The organism is Sandarakinorhabdus sp. FBCC-B8862 (genome assembly GCF_059745315.1).
The window spans coordinates 2,565,990-2,584,565 of record NZ_CM185574.1; the positions used below are offsets into that span (position 1 = coordinate 2,565,990).

General features: G+C 66.7%; 12 protein-coding genes and 1 pseudogene. 4 read left to right on the top strand and 9 right to left on the bottom strand.

Annotation, left to right across the window (positions count from 1 at the left end; all coding sequences use genetic code 11):
- Positions 1–109 precede the first annotated feature (109 nt).
- On the top strand, positions 110–706 hold the full coding sequence (recR, locus tag AC6BOR_RS12420) for a recombination mediator RecR (protein ID WP_498058706.1): 597 nt from the start codon (positions 110–112) through the stop codon (positions 704–706).
- A 113-nt stretch (positions 707–819) separates the two neighbouring features.
- On the opposite strand, the gene AC6BOR_RS12425 is transcribed toward recR, so the two are convergent.
- From AC6BOR_RS12425 to AC6BOR_RS12440, 4 genes are read right to left on the bottom strand one after another with little or no spacing between them, the layout of a single operon-like run.
- Positions 820–1,821, bottom strand: a complete 1,002-nt coding sequence (locus AC6BOR_RS12425) for an NADP-dependent oxidoreductase (protein WP_498058707.1) — start codon at positions 1,819–1,821, stop codon at positions 820–822.
- A gap of 21 nt (positions 1,822–1,842) precedes the next feature.
- A complete protein-coding gene (locus AC6BOR_RS12430) occupies positions 1,843–2,817 on the bottom strand; it encodes a HupE/UreJ family protein (protein ID WP_498058708.1) in 975 nt (324 codons plus the stop codon).
- On the bottom strand, positions 2,814–3,647 hold the full coding sequence (locus AC6BOR_RS12435; RefSeq protein WP_498058709.1) for a peptidyl-prolyl cis-trans isomerase: 834 nt from the start codon (positions 3,645–3,647) through the stop codon (positions 2,814–2,816). The genes AC6BOR_RS12430 and AC6BOR_RS12435 overlap by 4 nt, the downstream gene beginning before the upstream one ends.
- 27 nt (positions 3,648–3,674) lie before the next feature.
- A complete protein-coding gene (locus tag AC6BOR_RS12440) occupies positions 3,675–5,669 on the bottom strand; it encodes a DUF3604 domain-containing protein (protein ID WP_498058710.1) in 1,995 nt (664 codons plus the stop codon).
- A gap of 74 nt (positions 5,670–5,743) precedes the next feature.
- On the opposite strand from AC6BOR_RS12440, the gene AC6BOR_RS12445 reads away from it, so the two are divergent.
- The 3 genes from AC6BOR_RS12445 to AC6BOR_RS12455 are packed head-to-tail and all read left to right on the top strand — an operon-like array spanning position 5,744 to position 11,960.
- A complete protein-coding gene (locus AC6BOR_RS12445) occupies positions 5,744–8,896 on the top strand; it encodes a caspase family protein (RefSeq protein ID WP_498058711.1) in 3,153 nt (1,050 codons plus the stop codon).
- Complete coding sequence (locus AC6BOR_RS12450) at positions 8,893–10,809, top strand: caspase family protein (RefSeq protein WP_498058712.1); 1,917 nt, start codon at positions 8,893–8,895, stop codon at positions 10,807–10,809. The genes AC6BOR_RS12445 and AC6BOR_RS12450 overlap by 4 nt, the downstream gene beginning before the upstream one ends.
- Positions 10,806–11,960 (top strand): serine protease, encoded by a 1,155-nt coding sequence (locus tag AC6BOR_RS12455; protein WP_498058713.1) that lies wholly within the window; start codon positions 10,806–10,808, stop codon positions 11,958–11,960. Before AC6BOR_RS12450 ends, AC6BOR_RS12455 begins: the two co-directional genes overlap by 4 nt.
- On the opposite strand, the gene AC6BOR_RS12460 is transcribed toward AC6BOR_RS12455, so the two are convergent.
- The 5 genes and pseudogenes from AC6BOR_RS12460 to AC6BOR_RS12480 all read right to left on the bottom strand — a co-directional run bounded on the left by AC6BOR_RS12460 (position 11,961) and on the right by AC6BOR_RS12480 (position 18,547).
- The gene (locus AC6BOR_RS12460) at positions 11,961–13,736 is read right to left on the bottom strand and encodes a hypothetical protein (RefSeq protein ID WP_498058714.1); all 1,776 of its coding nucleotides are present in this window, start codon (positions 13,734–13,736) and stop codon (positions 11,961–11,963) included.
- 114 nt (positions 13,737–13,850) lie between these two features.
- Positions 13,851–14,924: a PEPxxWA-CTERM sorting domain-containing protein gene (locus tag AC6BOR_RS12465; protein WP_498058715.1), complete on the bottom strand. Its 1,074-nt coding sequence runs from the start codon at positions 14,922–14,924 to the stop codon at positions 13,851–13,853.
- Positions 14,925–15,019: 95 nt separating this feature from the next.
- Positions 15,020–15,133, bottom strand: a pseudogene (locus AC6BOR_RS12470) (PEPxxWA-CTERM sorting domain-containing protein); the annotation flags it as partial.
- 1,261 nt (positions 15,134–16,394) lie between these two features.
- On the bottom strand, positions 16,395–18,245 hold the full coding sequence (locus AC6BOR_RS12475) for a toll/interleukin-1 receptor domain-containing protein (protein ID WP_498058716.1): 1,851 nt from the start codon (positions 18,243–18,245) through the stop codon (positions 16,395–16,397).
- Positions 18,242–18,547 (bottom strand): hypothetical protein, encoded by a 306-nt coding sequence (locus tag AC6BOR_RS12480; RefSeq protein WP_144037555.1) that lies wholly within the window; start codon positions 18,545–18,547, stop codon positions 18,242–18,244. Before AC6BOR_RS12480 ends, AC6BOR_RS12475 begins: the two co-directional genes overlap by 4 nt.
- Positions 18,548–18,576 lie beyond the last annotated feature (29 nt).

Below are 18,576 nucleotides of genomic sequence, written 5' to 3' on the forward strand. Positions count from 1 at the left end.
TGTCGCAGGTCTAGCCCAGATGGTGCAGCGCGAAAAGCCCGTCCCCTGCGCAATTCGTGTCAAAATCCAGACCGGTTGCGCCGGTAAAAATCTGTCACCATAAGGGGCCATGGCCTCGCCCGAGATTGATGCCCTCACCGCCGCCCTGGCCCGCCTGCCAGGGCTGGGCCCGCGTTCGGCGCGGCGGGCAGTGTTGCACCTGATCAAGCGGCGCGAAGTGGCGCTGTTTCCGCTGCTGGAGGCGTTGCAGGCGGTCACCGCCAATCTGGTGGTGTGCTCCACCTGCGGCAATGTCGAAACCAGCGACCCCTGCGCCATCTGCCGCGATCCGCGCCGCGATGCCGGGCTGTTGTGCGTGGTCGCCGATGTCGCCGATCTGTGGGCGCTGGATGGCAAGCATCTGTTTTCCGGCCGCTATCATGTGCTGGGCGGGCGGCTTTCGGCGCTGGATGGCATCGGGCCCGAGGATCTGGCCATCGCCTCGCTGGTGATGCGCGCCAGCGACGGGCTGGTGCGGGAGGTGGTGCTGGCGCTGTCGGCCACGATGGAAGGGCAGGCGACCATGCACTATGTCGCCGACGCGCTGCGGCCGACAGGGGTGAAGGTCAGCCAGCTGGCCCAGGGCCTGCCAATGGGCGGCGAGCTTGATTATCTCGATGAAGGCACGCTGGCGCTGGCGCTGAACGCCCGGCGGCCTGTGGGATAACCCGCCAAACCATCACGATCCGCTCATGCCGAGCTTGTCGAGGCACCGACCGGCTTTGGTGCGTGCCTCGACAAGCTCGGCATGAGCGGCTTTGGTCCTGGTCTGAACTGCCCTTACAGCTTCACCACCATCTTGCCGGTGTTCTTGCCCTCGAACAGGCCGATGAAGGCCGCCGGGGCATTCTCGATCCCTTCCATCACCGTGTCCTGCCACTTCAGCTGGCCGGACGCGATCCAGCCGCCCACTTCGGCGGCAAATTCGGCCTGCAGGCCCTGGAATTCGATCACGATGAAGCCGCGCATGGTGAGCGACTTGCCGACGACCTGGATGATGTTGCGCGGGCCGGGCGTGGGTTCTGTGTCGTTGTAGCTGGCGATCATGCCGCATTCGACCAGCCGGGCGAACGGCCGGGCGACTTCGATGGCCACCTCCAGATGCTCGCCGCCGACATTGTCGAAATAGACATCGATGCCCTTGGGCGCTGCGGCCTGCACGGCGGCCAGAAGATTGCCGCAGGTGCGATAATTGATGACATGATCGATGCCCAGGCTCCGCAGCCAGTCGCACTTGTCATCGCTGCCGGCGCTGGCCACCACGGTGCAGCCCTTCAGCTTGGCGACCTGCGCCACGATGCTGCCCACCGCGCCTGCCGCGCCCGAAACAAACACCGTGTCTCCGGGCTTGGGTTTGCCGATCTGGGTAAGGCCGGCCCAGGCGGTGAGGCCGGGCATGCCGAGCACGCCCAGGAACGCCTGCAGCGGCACGCCGGGCGGCACGTCCAGTTTCTGCAGCGCGGCGGCCGGGGCCACAAACGCCTCCCGCCAGCCGAACATGGAGGAGACGACGTCGCCAACCTTGAGCGCATCGGAATTGCTGGCCGTCACCACGCCGATGGCGCCGCCCTGCAGCGCCTCGCCAATGGCGAACGGCGGCACATAGCTGGGCCGGTCATACATGCGGCCGCGCATATAGGGATCGACAGACATCCACTTGTTTTCCACCAGCACCTCACCGGGGCCGGGGGCGGGCAGTTCGCGGGCAGCCAGTTCAAAATTGGCGGCGGCGGGCACGCCAACCGGGCGGCTGGCCAGGCGGATTTCGCGGGACATGGTCATGTGGGCAGGCTCCTTTGCCGGTCACAGTAACAGGCGTTCGATGAACCAATAGCTGGCAATGCTGCCAATGCCATAGGCGCTGGCCAGCAGCGCCGGGCGCAGCGCCGCCGGGGCCAGCCGGCGCAGCAGCGCCAGCGCGCTTGCGGCGGCGGCAATGATCAGCAATTGCCCCGCCTCGACCCCCAGGTTGAAGGCCAGCAGCGCCATCGGCACCTCCCCCTGCGGCAGCCCAACCTCACGCAGCGCGCCGGCAAAGCCGAAGCCGTGCAAAAGCCCGAACAAGAAGGACACCACCCACGGCCAGCGTTCCGACAGGCGCGGCCGGCCGGGCTCGGCCTTCACGATCTCCACGGCAAGGAAGATGATCGACAGTGCAATCACCGCCTCCACCGGCGCCTGCGGCAGGCCGAACAGGCCAAGCGTGGTGCCGGCCAGCGTGATCGAATGGGCGATGGTGAAGGCGGTGGCGGCGGCCACCACCGGCCAGCCGCGGCGCAACAGCAGCACCAGCGCCACCACGAACAGCAGATGATCGATGCCGCCCAGAATATGCTCAACGCCGATCACGCCATAGGTTTGCGCCACCTGCCAGCGGCTGGGCTGGCCGGCGATGATCAGGCTGGGCGCATCGGCGCGCAGCTGCGCCGCCAGCACCGGCTGGCCCAACGGCGCGATGCGCAGCAGGCCATCAGGGCTGCCGGGGGCGAGACCGGCCACGCCGACACGGGTGCCGGCCAGCGGCGCGCTGCAACGGGCCTTGCCACTGGCCACCAGCGCGCCGCCCACCAGCTGTGGCGGGTTCAGCGCCAGCTTGCACGTGGGCGGCAACAGCGGCCGGCCGCGCCCGGCCACCCCGCCCAGCACCGGCGCCTTCCACAGCACATCCCATTGGCCGGCGCTGCTTTCCTTCAGCTCCAGGTAAAAGGGGCGCAGCTCGTCGGCGCGGGCCGGGCCGGCCAGCCACAGCAACAACAGGGCCAGCGCCAGGCGGATCATGTCACCGGCTCGATCACCACATCATATTTGGCCATCAGCGCCTTCAGATCCGCCTCCTCAGCGGCGGCGATGGCGGCGCGGCGCCAGTCATTCTCCACGCGCTGGCGCACATCGGCCAGGGTGGGGCGGGGCGGATCAACCCGGCGCTCCACCCGCACCAGGTGCAGACCAAAGCCCGATGCCACCGGCCCCACCCAGCGCCCGGCCGGCTGGCGCGCCAGGCTGGCGGCAAAATCATCGCCAAACTCCGCCGCCAGCGCATCTGCGCCCGCATCGGCGAACCGGCCGGGCAGGGGCAGCGGCTGGCTGGCCAGCGCCGGGGTCTGGCCGGCGTTGAGGGCTGCCACAGCTGCCGTCGCGGCGGCGCGGTTGGCCGGCGTGTCATCACCGACAAAGCGCTGCTGCAGCCAGTAACGCGCCGGACGGGCATAGCGGGCCGGGTCCTTGTCCAGCACGGCCTGAAGCTCCGCCTCGCTGGGCACGGCGGCTTCTGCGCGGGCAGCGGCGATGGCCAGCATCTTGTTGCGCAGCCGCTTTTTCACCGCATCGTCATCCCGGTCCAGCCCCAGCGCGAGGGCCTCGCGATAATAGACCTCGGTGCGGACATGGTCGCGGATCAGATCATCCAGCTCGGCCGCGGTGGGCGGGCGGCGGAAGGCGCGCAGATGATGCTCCACCAGGCCGGCGACCACGGCTTCATCCACCACGATGCGCCGCTCGCCCACATCGGGCGCGCGGCCGGCCATCACGACGAACACCAGCGCGCCAGCGGCCAGAAAATGCACCAGCGGTTCGCGCAGGATTGCGCCGGCGCGGGATCGCCAACTCATGCAATTGCCCTTCCTGCGACCTGTTCGTCAGGCCGGCGTATACCAGATCGGCGAGGTATAGGCGCGTTCCTGCGCCTTCACCCGCACCTCGGGCGGCAGCTTCAGCTTGTAACGCACCGCGTCATAGGCCGGCCAGCTGGGCGTCGGGATTTCGAGCACCCGCAGATAATAAAAGGCCCGCGCCGCCGGATCGAAGTCGGGATCGGTCCACACCGTGTTCAGCGTGGCCGCCCCAATGCTGTTCTTGTAACTGGCGGTTGCCACATCCACCGTGTCGCCCACCGGCGGCAGCTTGCCGGCCACCGGCTTGCGGCTGTCCGGGCTGCTCCACGCCACGTCATACACGCGCTCCTGGCTCTTGCCGGCCTTGTCGACCCAGCCCTTCACCACCTGCACACGGTCAAGATTGGCGCCCTGCGGATCCTTCAGCGCCGAAATGATGAAGCGCGGGCTGCCCTTGGCCGCTTTCAACTCTCCGCCAGCTTTCTGGTTGGGGCGGAGCGCAAGCTCTCCGCCCATGGGCACCCCGCGCGCATAGCCGGCGCGCACCCAATCGCCCTTCAGATCATCGGCCTTGAAATCCCAGCCGCCGAAGAAGCGCACGGTGATGCGCGGCCCAGTGCTGGCATAAACCTCGCGCCGTTCCATCGCATCGAAGATGGCGGCGCGGGTGTTGGCGCGCGCCCACACCGCAGCATAGCCGCTGGCCAGATAATGCCAGCCAAAGCGGCCCTTGCGGGTGCCCAGGTTCTGCGGCGCCATTGCCCGTTCCGGCCGGGGTTCGTTGCCGCTGTGCTTGCCGAAGAAATTGTCCTCATCCGCCGTCGACAGGGCGGTGTGGCTGTCGGTCGATCCGATCACGCCGAACTTATAGGGGTTCACCCCCATCTGGGCTTCCAGCAGCAGCCCGCGCTTCAGCGCCTCGCGCACATATTCGCCGGCATACATGCTGGGCTTCTTGTCTTCGTTGCCCAGCAGGTTGTTCAGTTCCCAGCCGGCATCGCCATAGCCGGCAAATTCATCGTTGGGCGACAGATAGGGGTGGGATTCGCTGTCGCCCTTGATCTGGGTGATTTCCACCACCGGTTCCAGCCTGGCCCGCCGCTTGGCATACGCCGCCGTCATCGGGCCGCCGCCCGGCATGGTCATTTCAAACATCAGCCCGTTTGAAAGATTGCTGTTGTGCGGGATCGACAGCACGCGGCCGCCGGTCGCCTTTTCATAGGCTTCCATGTAATTCCAGATCTCGTCCGGCGTCGCCTTGTAGGTGGGGTCGATCGGCACCACGGTGCGCACCTTGTCGCCACCGTCGCGGAAGATGATGTTGCGGTGCAGATTGTTGCCGCCCTGCATCAACGTATATTCAAAACCGTGGAAGGCGGTGAACTTGCCCGGTTCGTTATAGCGCTCCACCGCATCGGCATTGCCGTTCCACACCGTCTTGGTGCGCTCGGCGGTGCCCGATTGGTTCAGCATGGCTTCGGGCAGATCGTTACGGCCGCGCGCATCCAGGATTTCGGCCATCGCACGCTGCGACTGGGCCGGGCCATCGTTCATCATGTCGTGCCAGCGCCGCATGCGTTCGTCGCGGATCAGCAGGCGCGGCGCGTCGGCCAGCGCCTTGGTGGCGCCCAGCCCTTCGGCGTGATCGGTCACAACCAGGAAATCCAGCGGCCGCGCCAGCTTGGCCTTCATGCCGGTGGTGGCGGTCACCTCCTCACCGCGGGCAAAGCGCAGCGCGTCTTCGGGGCCCAGGCGCACGCCAAAGCCGAAGGCATCCACCGAATTGCTGGTGTGAAGATGGGTGTCGCCCCAATATACTCGCTCCGGAAATTCGGCGAGCGGCACAGTGTCGGGCTTGGCCGGCACCGGCTGCTGCTGCCCGCAGCCAGCCAGCACGCCTGCTGTGCCCAGGGCCAGCACCGTCAACATCCGTCTGCGCATCATCATCCCCCCAATCGCCGCCGGCCTTGCCCGGTCTGTTGCCGTCATCATGCCATCCGCCGGCGCGTCGTCAATCATCGCACCAGGCGTTGACTTGCCCGAATCGGCCCCGCACTATCCTTAAGGATGGGGAAATCAGGATGCTGCCCGGCATGAGATGGCGTTGGCTGGCATGGTTGCTGGGGATGATGGCGGGGCCGGCACTGGCCCAGCCGCTGCCGGCCGTGCAACCCAAAATCGTCGTGCAGGCGGTGAGCGAGGCCGGCATCGATGTCGCCGCCTGGTCCCGCGATGGCCGCCACATCTGGACGGCATCGGGCATTCCGCACGAACTGCTGCTCTGGGATGTGGCGCAGGGCATCATCCTCGACCGGTTGCGCCTGCCCGCCGCCACCACCGCGGTGGTGGACGCGATGACGCTCAGCGACATGCGCCTGTCGCCCGACGGCCGCCAGCTGATCATCACCGGCGAAGTGCTCGACACCAATGTCGAAACGCTGGTCGGTGGCCGGCGCTACATCGTCGATGTGGCAACCCGCAGCGTGCGCGTCGCCCCCGATGCGCCGCGCCCGGCACTGGCTGCTGGAGAGAATTTCCAGACCCGCATCCAGAAGTGGCTTGATGCGCTGCAGGCCGTATATGGCTCCGACGCGGACATGTCGCGGGAGGATGGCCTGCGCTATCTGCCGGCGCTGCCGCAGTCACCCGATGGCCGCACCCAGATGGTGCGCGACGGCCGCGCCTTTGCCCTGAAGGGTGCCGATGGCCAGTTGCGCGCCATGAAGGTGGGCGAGGTGCTGGGCAGCATCGCCGATGCCGAACTGTCGCGCGATGACCGGCGGCTCGCCGTGCTGACCATGAATGACGAGCCGAACGGACCCGACGGCGACAGCAGCATTTCCCTGCAACTGCTGGATCTGGCCACCGGGCGGATGCTGCCGCGCAAGCCGGTGAGCAGCGATTATGACCGGCTGGCCTGGCTCGACAATGATCGCGTCGCATTGTTCGCGCAGGACGATGACGATGATCCGCAGGACCAAGCCGCCGACGGGCCGGCGGAGAAGCTGCAGATCGTGCGCGCCGCCACCGGCGAAACGTTGGCCCGCTTTGATGGCCGCTGTTTCGTCACGCCGATGCCCGATGGCCGCATGCTGGGGGCCGGCGAAGCCAATTGCCGCAAGAATGTGCCGGCCGACACGGCGATCCAGCTGCTGGATGCCGGGGGCTGGCACAAGCTGCCCGGCCTCACCCTGCCGCCCGGTTCGCTGGTGCGGCTGCTCGCCATGTCGCCGGTGGGAGACCGCTTTGCGTATGCCCTGCGCCTGGCCGACGGCAGCCACCGGCTGCTGGTTGCCGATCTGGCTACGGGCGAAACGCTGCAGGGCCTCGAACTGGAAGCCAATATTGTCTTCGGGCTGATGAACTTCTCTCCCGATGGCCGCCAGCTGTGGGTCGCCGGCGATGGCACCATGGTGGAATGGACCATCGATGCGCCCGGCGACAAGCCGGTGCTGCGCGAGCTGCCCGGCCTGGTGTTCTCGCCGCAGCGCATGGCGGTGGCCGGCCGCCGCCTGCTGGTGGGCGGCCCGATGGAGGAACGCGTCCAGGCGGTTGACCTGCCCAGCGGCAAGGCCCTGCCGCCGGTGGAATTCGCCGGGGCGGCCGCCGTGGGCATGATGCGCACCCGGCCGGTGATCTGGTCTGCCTCCACCACCGAAGGCATCCGTTTCTGGGATGCCAACAGCAACGCCATCCTGTTGACGGTGCGGCTGCTGCCGGGTGCCCGCTTTGTCGCGGTGGCGCCCGATGCCCGTTATGACACCAATGCCGGCCCCGACAGTGAGCTGTTCCGCTGGGTGTTTTCCGATCAGCCCGGCCGCTCTCTGCCGCCGCAGACGTTGATGCGCAACTATTACGAGCCGCGGCTGATCGCCCGGCTGATGGATTGCACGCGGGCCCGCAACTGCGCCACCGCCCTGCATCCGGTGCCGCCGGTCGCAGCACTGAACCGCCAGCTGCCCGATGTGGCGGTAACGGCGGTGCGCGCCACCGAACCGGGCCGGGTGGCGGTGGAGGTCGAGGCCGCCGAAACCCGCGACCCGGTGCGCGGCACGCCATCGGGCGTCTATGGCGTCAAGCTGCTGATGAACAACCGGCAGATCGTGCAGAGCCCGGACGATCCGCTGTCGGCCCCGCCGGCCGATCTGCCGGCCTGGCGGGAAGCGAATTTCACCCCGCCCGACACACCCGACGGGCGCCGGCGCTGGACGTTCGACATCCCCATCCCGACCGACGGCAAACCGATCATCTTCTCGGCCTACAGCTTCAACGCCGACCGCGTGAAAAGCGACACCGCCACCCGCGATTGGCAGCCCCCGCCGCAGCCCCGTCGCCCGCGCCGCGCCTATGTGCTGACCATCGGCATCAACGATTATGCCGAACCCCGGTTGAAGCTGAATTTCGCCGTGCCGGATGCCGAGTTGATCAGCCAGCGGCTGGCCGCCATCCCGGGTTACGAGGTGCGCCGCATCACCCTCGCCAGCGCCCCCGGCCGCCCGGTCACCGCCGGGCATATCGCATCGGCGCTGCTGATCCTGGGCGGGACGGACCCGGATGAGGACAAGGCGATTTTGCGCGGCGGCGGCCATGATGGCAGCCTGCTGGCCGAAGCCACGCCGGATGATATCGTCATCATCAGCTTTTCCGGCCATGGCCATGCCCGGCCCGATGGCACATTCTCGCTGCTCGCCTCCGATGTGCGCTGGGGGGCGCTGGATGCAGCGCCCGATCCGGCCACGGTGCTGCCCGCCGATGTGCTGACCCTGCTGCTCGGCCGCATCCAGGCCGGCGAGATCGCCTTCATCATCGATGCCTGCCATTCCGGCGCGGCGGTCAACACGCCCGATTTCAAGCCCGGCCCGATGGGCGATCCGGGGCTTGGGCAACTGGCGTTTGACAAGGGGATGCGCATCCTGGCCGCCACCCAGGCCGATGATGTGGCGATCGAAAATCCCAATCTCGCCCACGGCCTGCTCACCGCGGCATTGGGGGAGGGGCTGACGGCCACCGGCGGCCCGGCCGATCTGGACGGCAACCGCAAGATCAGCCTTGATGAATGGCTGCGCTATGCCGTGGCCCGCCTGCCCAGCCTGGAGGCGGAGGTGCGGCGCGGCGGCGGCCCGATCCTGACGCGCGGTGTGCGCCTGGTGCTGCGCGGCAGCGCCGAAGCCCCGCGCAGCCAGGAGGCGACCTTGTTCGATTTCACCAACGCGGCCTCGCCTGTGCTGCTGCGCGGGCGGCCATGATGCGGCGGCTGGCCCTGGTGCTGCTCTGGCTGTTGGCGGCGCTGCCGGCGGCGGCGGCGCCAACGGTGCGGGCGGTGTTCGTTGGCATCGATGTTTATCGCTATTCCAATGCCCGGGTCCCCAATGCCGGCTTTGATGATCTGGCCGGTGCGGTGGCCGATGCCGGCCGCATGCGCGAGGCGCTGGGCACCGCGCTGGGCACCCGCTTTGCCGCTGTCCAGTCCGGCTGCCAGGTGTCGGATGCGCGGTCGATCACCCTGCTCAACCAATGTGCCACGCGCGATGCGATCCTGCAGACCTGGCGTGCCGCGGTGGCGGCGAGCCGGGCGGAGGACATCTTGATCCTCTATTTCGCCGGCCACGGCTCGCGCTTCATCGATGGCAAGACGCTGGATCAGGCCAGCCGTTACAACAGCACATTGATGCCCCATGATGCCCGCAACCCCGCCGCACTGAGCGCCGGCGACATTCTCGACAATGAGGTGCGCGACATCATCAACAGCGCCACGTCGCGCGGGGTGAGGGTGGTGACCATCTTTGACAGCTGCAACAGCGGCACCGCCAACCGCGACGGCGTCAGCGCCAGCCGCAGCGCCCCCAGCCTGGATGCCACCGGGCTCGCGCGCACCACCAGCCCGGCCCAATATGGCAATTTGGGCGCCTGGCGTGTGCATCTGGCGGCGGCCGGCGATGGCCAGGATGCCCGCGAGGTGGGTGACGGCAGCGGCCAGGTCGGCGTGCGCGCCGGCGTGTTCACCTCTGCGCTGGCCCGCGCGCTGGTCAGCACGCCGAAGGCCAGTTTCGCCGATCTGGCCGCCCGAGTGGTGAACGAGGTGACGGTCGCCACCGGTGGCCGGCAGATCCCGCATGCCGAAGGCGCGCTGCGCGCCAGCCTGTCGGGCGATGAAATCCGGGTGGCGCTGTTCCAGGTGGTGCCCGATCGCAAGCGCTGGCTGCTGCTCGGCGGGCGGCTGCTGGGGGTCACGCCGGGGTCGCGCTTTGCGCTGTTCGGCGCCACCAGCGCGGCGCTGGGCGGATCAGAGGCGCCGCTGGCCACGGCGGTGGTGGCCAGCGTGGGCAACAGCGTGGCCGAATTGCGCCTTGATGCCCCGGCGCCGGCCAGCCTGCCGCCACGGCTGGTGGCGCGGGAATTGTCCCACGAATTCGGCGGGCCGGTGCTGCCGCTGGCGGTGGATGATCCGGCAGCGGTCGCCGTGGCCGGCGCCATCCCCTTTGTGCGCCTGGATGCCAATGCCGGCTGGCGGCTGGCCCGCGCCGGCAATGGCCTGCAGCTGACCGGCCGGGGCGGCGTGCTGCTGGCCCGGCTGCCGCCGCCCGATGATCCGGCACTGCAACCGCTGCTGGGCACCGCGCTGGCCAAGATCGCCCGGGTTGAACAATGGCTCACCGGCCTCAACAGCCGGCCCGATGTTTGCCTCGCCGTCAGCAACGCGCCGTCGGCCGGATATAATCCCGCCAGCTGCCCGGCCGGGCCGCCGCCAGCCCAGGTGGCGCTGCGCCAGGCCCAGTCGATCCGATTGGGCCTGATCAACCGCGCTGCCGAACCGCGCCAGCTCTATGTGTTCCACATCGGGCCCAAATATGATGTCACCGTGGTGCTGCCGGCCTTTGGCGGGCGCGACATGGCGGTCGCCCCCGGCGATGCCCTGCGCGATGCTGTGGACATTTTCCCAACCGATCCCGGCGATATCCGCATCGTTGCCCTGTCGGCCAGTGTCTCCCTTGACGTGTCGGCGCTGGAACAGAGCGCAACCGATGTGGTCGATGTTGACGCCTGCCTGTCACCCCTGGCGCGCAACTTCTGCCAGCGCGCCGATACCGCCCGCGCCGGAACGGCGGGCGAAACCCGGGCCTGGTCGGCCGTGGTCATTCCCGCCCGGGTGCAACCATGATGCCTGCCAGCCTGATGTTGCTTGCCGCCGCCGGCCTCGCCGTGGCGCAGCCGGTGCCCCCGCCCGCCGAACCGCCCCCGACCGAGCCGGCAGCCTTGCCACTGCCACCGCCACCCGATGCAGCCTTGCCGCTGCCGGCTGCTCCCGCTGCTGCCTCCGCTGATGATGCACCTGCGCCCGCCCCCGTCGCCCAGGAAACCGATGCCGATGGCCGCCGCGTTGGCCGGCGCGTGGTGCGCGGCACGCCGGCAAGGGATTATGTGCGCTGGCAGCTGGAATTCTACACCGTGCTGCCGATCCCGGATGCCACGTTGAAGGAAGACCGTGACAAGAAGCCGACCGACAAGACCAAGCGCTTTTACGAGCGCATGTCGCGCTTTGAGCAGGATCATCTGTGCGGCGCTGTGCTGATCGGGCCGATGGCGGCCAATGGTGATCCGCAATGGGCGCTCACCGCCGCGCATTGCCTCGTCGAAAAGGACGAGACCTTCACCTTCGGGCTGGATGATGTGCGGGTGCGGCTGGGCCACAACCGGCTGAACCTTGCCACGGTGATGCGGGTGGAACGCGCCATCGTGCACGGCGATTACCGCCGGTCGGGCAGCCGCCAGAATGACATCGCGATGATCCGCCTGGTGCCCGATCCGGTGCAGACCAATCTTGCCGTGGCCCGCCGCGCCGCGCCCATTCCCATCGCCACGGGCGATGTGCCGCCAACCTCCACCCTGATGATCACCGGCTGGGGCCAGACCGGGGAGAATGTCCCCGGCCAGGTGCAGGATGTGCGCGGCCAGCCGATGCGCGGCACGCTGGACCTGCTGGAAGGGCGGCTGAAGCCGGTGGCCCAGGCCAAGTGCCAGCAGATCAGGCCATATCGCCCTTCGCTGGGCCCCGGCGCCATCTGTGCAGTGGGGGCCGACGACAAGCAGCAGGACACGTGCCAGGGCGACAGCGGCGGGCCGTTGACGCTGCAGGATCAGCTGGTCGGACTGGTCAGCTGGGGCATTGGCTGCGGCCGCAAGAATGTGCCCGGCATCTACACACGGGTTGCCGCCTATGTGGACTGGATTGCCGAAGCCCAGAAACGCGCGCCGGCCGGGCGGATCAGCCGCTGCCGGTTCGACAGCCCGGGCCAGATGCGCTGCAGCTGATCAGGATGGCACCGCCAGCTTGCGATCGGCATAGCTGGACCGCCATTCTGCCAGATCGGCCAGCATGATGGCAGCGGCCTCTTCGGCGGCGCGCGCCGCCAGCATCGGCGACAGGCCGTCGCGCCGAAGCATCGCCGCCACCCGTGACAGGCGTTCGGCGGTGATTTGCGACCGGCGGGCCGCACCGGAAAAATCACCGGCGGCGCGCAATCCGAACAGCGCGCCGCCCAGCGTGGGCAGCGCGGCCGACAACATGCCCAGCAGCGGCGTGAATGGCTTCACCGCGTGATAGGCCAGCAACAGCCCGCCCAGCGTGCCCAGGCCAATCAGCGCGGTGCCGATCAGCAGGATCTGGCCCATGTTGTGCAGCCGATGGTCAAGATGATGCATGCGGTGGTGCAGCTGGTGGTGATAGGCGATCTGGCCATCCAGTTCATGGGCAACGATGTGGCGGTTCAGCGCCGCCAGCACCGCCTGATCGGCCAGCGCCGGCGGGCGGCTGAGGCCCTGCCAGATGGCCAGCGCATACCAATCGGTCCAGCGGCGCGGGCCGATCAGGTCGCGCCCCGGCGGGCTGGCGGCGCCCAGCAGGCGCAGGCTGCGCTGCAGCCGCAAGGTTTCCGCCAGATAGCGATAATCCAGCCAGCGCCGGTGCCATTCCTGCCTTGTGCCCACACTGGTGTTGATCACCACGCAGCCAACCAGCAGCAGTTCGATCACCAGCAGCAATATCTTGCGATCGGGCAACAGCCCGGCCAGCAGTGCCATCACCACGGCGCTGGCCGCGCCGAGGAAATTGAACACCATGCCGCTGCGGAACACTTGGGCATAATGGGTGGCCAGGCCATCGGCCCAGGCAAAGGCCGCCTCCAGCCGGTCATCGCAGCGGCCATCCACCCCGGCGGCGGTGCAGCCATCGGCATGGCCGATCCAGTCATCCCGGTTGGCCTCGCGATAGGGCATGGCCCGCAGCATGCCGCGACGCAGCCCCTGCACGCCGGTGACGGCCAGCAGCAGCGGCCATTCCAGGCGCCAGCGTCGCAATTGTTCGGTTTCCGCCAGATAGACATCCACCTCGCTCGCTGGCAGCGGCGGTGTGAGCAGCACGGCCAGCATCTGCGCCAGCCCGGTATCGTCCAGCAATTGCGCTGGCACCGTGTCCAGCCGCAGCCGGTCGGGTGGCACCGCATCCAGCCCGGCCCACAGCAGTTCGGGCGGGCTGCCATCGCTGGGCACATGCACCACCGGCACACCGCGCCGCACCGCTTCGGCCACCACCGCCGCGGTGCCGCCAGGGCCGCGCTCAGGCTCGCCATCCCACACCGCGATCAACAGGTCGCAGCCAGCGACGGTGACATCGCCGGCCAGCACATAGGCATTGTCACCCGCCGCCGCACCGGCCGGCGATTGCCAGACATGGCTGGCCCGCGCCAACAGGCTCGCCAACCGGCCCTGCGCCGCTGCGTCCATGGTGCCGGCATAGGTATCGGGCGCAAACGGCAGCACGGCGGCCAGTTGATAACCTTGGGCCAGTGCTGCTTCGGCCGCAATCTGATCGGATCCCGCCGCCAGGCCCGAAATCAGCGTGAGCTGCGCCGGCTCATCGGCAAAGCGGTTGCGGTGCTGTTCGGCGATGCGGGCGACATCGGCGCGCAGCCGGGCCAACACCCCGCCAATCGCTGCGGCCAGCGCCGGCTCCACCGCCGGGTCCAGCGTGCGGTGGCCGGTGATGCCAACCGAAAGCGCCAGCAGCGGCCGGGGCGGTTGTTGGCCCATCAAGGGGTCCGGTGCTGGCATGTTCGCCTGCTCGCGCCCGTTTTCCGCCCGTGCCCCATGTCGTCCCCTCACGATCCGCGGCCATTTGACCGCTTATCGCCGGGCCCGCAAGGGTCAAACCATTGCGCGGCGTCGGCGGCGCGCTGCGGCGCCTGTGCACCCGAAGCCGGTAATCAGCATCAACCAGCTGGCCGGTTCCGGAATGGCACCCGTGCTGCCGTTCACCGGCGGCAACCAGGCGTAATTGACCACAATCGGCGGTGTATCGATCACCGGCAAGGGTGCGCCTTGCTCCACAACCTGCGCAAGGGCGCCTTCCAGGGCCGTAAAACGTCGGCCAATCAGCGGTTGGTCGCCGGCTGCCGACATTGCGAAGGCAGATGCGCTGAAAGTTCCGGAACTGCCGTCATTGCGTGGGTCACCAAAGGCGACCTGAACACCTTCGCAACCCAGTTCCGTCAAACACACGCCGCCGTTGGCGGTGACAGAGGTGCTGTTGGTATAGCGAATTGTGTGGGTCGCCCCGGCGGCAATCGGCAGCAATTCAAGATTTAGTGGCGTGCTGGTCCAGTCAAATGCCACACGCCCCGGACTGCGATATTCGGTGAAATTGTTGAAGGGCTGGTTGTCGGATGTACGGATGCTCGAAGCTCTGGCACTTGAAGACGTCAGGCTGCCGCGTGCGCTGTACAGTTGCGCCAGGACCGGCGTGTTGAAATCCACTGCACCGGTGGCAAATTGTTCAACGCGAAAGCCGAACTCCACGGCATGGAAGATGCTGGCACCCTGAAAGGCGATATGGCCTGGCGTGATCAGGGAGTCAAAGCGGAGGAAGGCCGTTTCGGCGCCGGTGTTGGTTAGCTTGATGTCAAGGGTCGTCTCCATCGAGGCTTGGCCGCCGCCAAGCGCATAGAGATTGTGCAGGAAGAGAAAGCTGCCGTTCGGCCCCAGGGTTGTGGTTAGATCGAGGTTGAGGACCACCGGCGTCCCCGGCGTTGTGAACTGTTGGGCATATGGCGGCTCGGCGGCGGTTCGGCTGAACTGTGTGAAGCTGAAGTCTGGCCGCAGAAACGACACCAGCGACGACATGCTGTATTCCTCGACGATATCATTGGCTGGCGCTGCCCAGGTCGGTGCCGCCAGCAACAGTGCCAATCCGGCCGCGCCGGCTCGCAAGCGATGTGTCAAGGATCAAGCTCCTGTATCTGGTCGTTGTCGCCATGCTGCAATGCCGCACCACCAATCGCTTCGAAATGATTGACGGGTGCTCGTGACGGAGTTGATCAGGCCGTCGCAGCCTTTTGATGGCGCAAGCGCATGCCAACCAGTCCAAAACCGGCGATCAGCATGAGCCAGCTGGCCGGTTCCGGAACGCCGCCAGGTGGGGGGACAAAGACGCCGCTATAGACAATCGGCGGAACGACAGGGTCTGGCCTCAGGTCGGGGGTGCTTTGCGGTGCCAGCTCAGTATCGAACTTGAATGCATCGAACTTCGCGCCAACGACGGGACTGTACGAACTCGGCAAGCCGGCAAGCGACGCCGCACCCGTGCGTGATGCGCTGGATTGGGAGGAGCTGCCGTCGTTGCGTGGATCGCCAAAGGCGACCTGCAAGCCTGCACAGGTGGAAAAATCTGTGCACGGACTTTCCATGCGGATGAATGTGCTCAGTACATAGTAGAAATCGCGCGACTCGTACCCATAGAGCGGCTTCAGGTTGAGGGCGATGTTTGTGGCACCCCAATCGAGCGTGTTCCAGTTCGGCGCAGTGCCCCCATTGAAAACTTCCGGTCCTCCGCTGTTCTGGGCTCTGGCCGAGTTGAGTGCAAAATTGGGGTCCCCATAGGTCACCAGATAGGTCGGGTCAGTCGTGGGGTAGATGAAGTTGTTGATCGCTGCTTCGCCGGTCATCTGAAACGCGAACGGACGGGTGAACGTGCCGTCGACAAGCGTAAAATTGAAATTTGCTTCCACTGGGCCACTGCCGAAATTCTGACGAGCCAGGTGCCCCGGTGTGATCTGCGAGTCATAGCGCAGATCAACAATATCTGGACTGTCGTTGTACAGGGAGAATTTTACCACTGTGTCTATGCTGAGATAACAGCTGCCAATGCACACAGCATTATGCAAAAAATAGAAATTCCCGTTACTGTCGAGTTTCGTCGTGACTTCAAAACTCAGCCCGGCAACCTGTGTTGGCGACTGCCCGAAGAATGAATAGGCGTAATCACCTGCCCCTCCAAACATGCTGCCATATTTTCGGTCAAATCCACCATATCGACCGCTGAGATCCCACTCGATGTAATTCTGCATAGTGGACGTTTCGATAACCGCTGCATGTGCGGGCATCGTGAATCCAAGAGCGGCCAGGATAAGGCCTTTGAGCACCACGGGACGACCCGCGATCGGCAGCTTCAAAAATCCAATCACGTTCCCGTCTCCCCCAAGCAATTCGAGGAGCATGACGCCCCCGTGGCAAACTGGCAACGTGAATTTACGAATGTTGGATCGTATTAATAAAACTTACCAATAATGGTTCACGTATCTGATATTCCGAACAATTTTTTGGCAGAGCGCACGCTATCGCGGGCGCGGGGCGAACGAAAAGCACGCGTTGATCGGCGCGCTGTTGCCGTCAGTGCGCTGCCTGCCGGCACCTTCAGGCGGGCGGCAGCGCCTCACATTGCCTCCGAGCATCGGCCAGCACCGCCGGCGTCGCCCTGATCCGCCGATGAAGCGCCAGCGCCGCCTGACAGCTGGCCGCAGCATCGCTGCTGTGCCCACCGCGCGCCAGCACGCGTGCCTTCAACAGCAGCAGTTCGGCTTGATCGGGATCGTCCGGGCCATATTCGGCATCGTAAATGCGCTTGGCCATGGCGACATGGGTCAGCGCCTCGTCGAGTTGGCCACCCTGGCTGGTTGCGTCGGCCAGATAGAATTCCGCATCGCCAACCGCGGCATTGCTTGAACCGAAGAGCGCGGCATAGATTGCACGGGCCTGCAAAAGCGTGGCGACTGCGGTATCTGCTTTGCCCGATGCCATCTGGATGCGGCCCTGCAGGATCAAGTTGTCCGCCAGAAGAGGATGATTGCCTTCCAATACACGTGAATAGATTCGATTGGCGGCCATAACACGGGGTAAGGCGGCTGCGGTGTTGCCGGCTTCGAATGCGGCATAGGCGCTGTTGCGCATTGCCGTGGCGGTCTTCTGGTGGTTGTGCCCGTATAGTTCGATGGTCAGTGCTTCAGCAGCAGCAAAATCCCGAGCCGCGCCCGGCAGGTCGCGCAACTTCATGCGGGCACGCGCGATGTTGCCGAAGATGACTGCCCGACGCTCACGATGATCGCCGGGCAGCCGGTGCCACGCAGCTTCGGCCGCCTCCAGCAGGCGCGCGGCATCGGCATAGTTCCCGGCAACATGGGCGAGCAATCCACGCTTTTCCAGGATGTCGGCTGCCAGTTCGGCATTCTCGCTGCCGGAAACCCCGGTGCTGGCTGCGGCAATGAGACGGGCGGCGCGCGCCGTGTCGTTGGCACGGATGGCCGCCGCCGCCAGCTTGAGCTGCACCTGCGCCCGGTCCGGGCTGTCGGCGGGCAGGCGCGAGAGCGCCCGTTCGAGATCGGCCACCCCTTCCCGGGGCAGGCCCAGATTCAGATAGATGGCGCCGGTGGTGGCCAGCAGGCGGGCGCTGACCAGCGGTTCCTGCGGCAGTTCGCTGGCGGCGCGTTTGCTGGCGCGTTCCAGGATGGTGAGCGCCGTGATCGAGCGCGGATTTTCCGTGGCCGGGTTGGCGATTTCGAAGGTGTTGACCAGGAAATCCAGGCTGCGCGTGGCCACCAGTTGCTGGCGCACGGCCTCGGCGCGCTGGATGTTGGCATAGATGGCAAGGCCGATGGTGACGAGCGCGATGCTGAGCGAGCCGGCGGTGATGGCCAGCAACTGGCGCTGGCGGCGGGCGGCGTCGCGCTGGGCCAACTGGTCCAGTTTCAGCCCGGTGATGCCGGCAATCAGCTTCAACAGGGCGAGGCGTTTGCCATCCTTGCCGTCGCGCAGATCGGCCGCGATGGGTTCGGCCGGCACGTCTGACAGGCTGCCATCTTCGGCCAGCTTGAAGCGCAGCGCCGGCGGGAAGCATTCGCGCTCATCGCCGGCATAAGGTTCGCCCTCGATGATCAGCTGCAGCACGCGGGCCTCGCCATGGGCGCGCTTGAAGGCGAGGATTTCCTCGTTCACCCACATGGATCTGGCCGAACGCGGGCTGCACAGCACAATCTGGAAGCGGGCGGCAGCGAGGGCGCCGCGCAATTCACCGCCCAGATCGGCACTGGCCGGCAGTTCGTCCCGGTCGCGGAACACTGGCGGCAGCCGCGCCGGTACCGGCCCAAAGGGCGAATCGGTGCCCACCAGCGCACGGGGCAGGCGATAGGATTCCAGCGCCTTGTGCAGCCAGCGCGCCACCGGGGTGTCGGCGTGGCTATAGCTGATGAAGGCGCTGTAGCGCTCGCTCACACCGGGTTGTCTTTCACGTGCCGCTCCAGATCGTCAAAGAAGCGCTCCAGATTGTGAAGCACGTTCAGCTTGAATTCGTAATTCACATCCGGGCTGGTGCTTTCGATGATCGGGCTTTCATCCACCTTTTCGGCATAGGCGCGTGCCACCGTCTGCACATAATCCGGCGTCAGCTTGATCTCGCCCATCTTGTCGAGGATGCGCAGCTGCACGATCATGATCTGCCGCACCAGCATTTCCAGGGCGGTGATGCGCGACACGGTGGCCACGGCATCCAGTTCAACATCCGGATCCTCGCTCATGCGGGCGAGCATGCCCCAGCCGCCGGCCA

Bases quoted from the DNA above. Each gene is read 5' to 3' on its own strand.
- recR (WP_498058706.1), top strand. From the start codon at position 110: ATGGCCTCGCCCGAGATTGATGCCCTCACCGCCGCCCTGGCCCGCCTG.
- AC6BOR_RS12425 (WP_498058707.1), bottom strand. From the start codon at position 1,821: ATGACCATGTCCCGCGAAATCCGCCTGGCCAGCCGCCCGGTTGGCGTG.
- AC6BOR_RS12430 (WP_498058708.1), bottom strand. From the start codon at position 2,817: ATGATCCGCCTGGCGCTGGCCCTGTTGTTGCTGTGGCTGGCCGGCCCG.
- AC6BOR_RS12435 (WP_498058709.1), bottom strand. From the start codon at position 3,647: ATGAGTTGGCGATCCCGCGCCGGCGCAATCCTGCGCGAACCGCTGGTG.
- AC6BOR_RS12440 (WP_498058710.1), bottom strand. From the start codon at position 5,669: ATGATTGACGACGCGCCGGCGGATGGCATGATGACGGCAACAGACCGG.
- AC6BOR_RS12445 (WP_498058711.1), top strand. From the start codon at position 5,744: ATGAGATGGCGTTGGCTGGCATGGTTGCTGGGGATGATGGCGGGGCCG.
- AC6BOR_RS12450 (WP_498058712.1), top strand. From the start codon at position 8,893: ATGATGCGGCGGCTGGCCCTGGTGCTGCTCTGGCTGTTGGCGGCGCTG.
- AC6BOR_RS12455 (WP_498058713.1), top strand. From the start codon at position 10,806: ATGATGCCTGCCAGCCTGATGTTGCTTGCCGCCGCCGGCCTCGCCGTG.
- AC6BOR_RS12460 (WP_498058714.1), bottom strand. From the start codon at position 13,736: ATGGGCCAACAACCGCCCCGGCCGCTGCTGGCGCTTTCGGTTGGCATC.
- AC6BOR_RS12480 (WP_144037555.1), bottom strand. From the start codon at position 18,547: ATGAGCGAGGATCCGGATGTTGAACTGGATGCCGTGGCCACCGTGTCG.